This window comes from Streptomyces sp. NPDC054847 (assembly GCF_053610925.1).
Genome location: NZ_JBSGZJ010000720.1, coordinates 1 through 2,013 on the forward strand (window position 1 = coordinate 1; position 2,013 = coordinate 2,013).

The following is a 2,013-nucleotide window of genomic DNA, read 5'->3' on the forward strand; positions in this document are numbered from 1 at the left end:
GCCGTCCGCATCGACCTCACGGCCCGGTGCGGACGGCGGGCCCAGCGCGCGGCTGCACGCAGACATGCACGCCCGCTCCGTATCCGTCGGCATTCATCTGCGGGAACGAGTGCCTTCAACCGGGTAGTTGTGGAAGTTGTGCCCCAGGACACCTGGCGGCGATGCAATGTCACAGCCGTACGGTTCCGACGATCGAAGGGCAATCATGCAGCGAAAGTCCCTCTCCATCCTGGCAGCAGCCGCTGCGGTTCTGGGCGCGGCCGTGGTCGTGCCCGGCGCGGAGGCCTCGCCACCGGTCTCCGGATCCGCCGCGGTACCGGCGTCCCCAGATGCGGCGACGGCAGCCCCCGGTGCCCGTTCCGCGGCGTCGTCCCTGCTTCTCGGCGCCACGTCCGAGACCATCACCGTGAGACCGGGCGTGACGCTGACCTCGATGTCGCTGGGGAAGCACGACGCCGACGACCAGTGGACCGTGCACGTGTATCTGCCGGCGACCGAGGACGGGCCGCTCAAGAGCGCGGGTACGGCGCTGGGTTCGAAGGCGATCGCCGATCGGGTCGCCGACGCGGTGCGGGACAAGGGCTTCGCCCCGCGGGTGGAGCGGGTCGTGATCCCCGCCTACGCCGACCGGCCTGCCGGGACGCTGGGCTGGACCGTGCGGGTCGGACGTTACGCGGCCGAGGCGGACGCGGCGGCGGTTCTGAGCCAGGTCCGGGCGGCCGGGTTCGCGGGCGGCACCCGCTACATCCCGCAGGACGGCAACGACATCGGCGCACCGCAGAAGGTGCACGTACTGCGCGTGGACTTCCGCACGTTCGACGGCACAGTGGGCACCGACTTCGGACCGGCGCTGAACGGTACGGAGAAGCTGACCGACCTCATGGCCGCGACCGGCGCGACAGCCGGCGTCAACGGCCAGTGGTTCTACAACAACGCCCCCGGCGGCCTGTACGTCAAGGACGGCAAGCTGCTCGGCTCCGCGACCCAGGGCCGCGGCGGCGTGAAGATCGCCCGTGGGGGCCGTTCGGTCGACGTGGACGCCTTCACGGCGCACGTGACGCTGCGGGCCGGTGGCGAGACGGTCGAGATCGACGGTGTCAACCGGGTGCCCGGCGACGTCTGGAACTGCGGTGGTGTGGGCGGTGACCTGCCCACTGAGAAGCCCCAGCACGACCTGCGGTGCACCGACAGCAGCGAACTGGTCCGGTTCACCCCGGAGTTCGGCAGGACGCCGACCGGCGCCGGGGCCGAGGTGGTGCTCGACGCGACGGGCAGGGTGACCGCGGTGAACACGTCGCGCGGCGCGGCGGTGCCCGACGGCGGGTCGACCGTCCAGGCCATCGGGAACCGGGTCGGCTGGCTGCTCGAGCACGCCACGGTCGGCACGAGGCTGACGGTCACCGAACGGGTGGAGGACAGCCGGGGCCGCAGGGTCGCGCTCACCCCGGACACGACGATCCTCCAGGTCGGTCCGACCTTGGTGCGGGACGGGAAAGTCTCGGTCAACGCCGCGGCGGACGGTCTGATCCGCGAGGGCACGGACCAGACCTTCACCTACAACTGGACCGTGCGCAGCAACCCGCGCTCGATGATCGGCGTCGACGGGCAGGGCCGGATGATGCTCGTGGTCGTCGACGGCCGGCAGGCCGGGTACAGCGAGGGCCTCGGCATCGCAGCGACCGCTGAGCTCATGAAGGCCCTCGGCGCGCGTGAGGCACTGAACCTCGACGGCGGGGGATCCAGCGTCATGGCGACCGCGGACTCCGGCATCGTCAACCGGCCGTCGGACGCCGCCGGTCAGCGTTCGCTCGGCAACGTGCTTCTCGTCCGTCCCTGACCCACCGCGCCGAACCCGGCCCGGCGCCGGTCGTGGACCCGACGGGACCCGGTGACGAACCTGGCCCGGCCCCGGCCCCACGGGACCCGGGCCAGGACCGACCCGGAACGGGCCCGGACCGAGCCCGGGCCGGCATCACGAGCGGGCCGTGCGCACCAACCCACCCGGTCGGTGCG

At 72.3% G+C, this 2,013-nt stretch carries 1 protein-coding gene; it reads left to right on the top strand.

Annotated elements, in window-relative coordinates:
- The first annotated feature begins 205 nt into the window (after positions 1 to 205).
- The gene (locus ACWGH4_RS34635) at positions 206 to 1,837 is read left to right on the top strand and encodes a phosphodiester glycosidase family protein (protein WP_453467826.1); all 1,632 of its coding nucleotides are present in this window, start codon (positions 206 to 208) and stop codon (positions 1,835 to 1,837) included.
- The last annotated feature ends 176 nt before the right edge of the window (positions 1,838 to 2,013 follow it).

Excerpts from the sequence above, each read along its gene's own strand:
- ACWGH4_RS34635 (WP_453467826.1), top strand. The coding sequence starts at position 206 with ATGCAGCGAAAGTCCCTCTCCATCCTGGCAGCAGCCGCTGCGGTTCTG.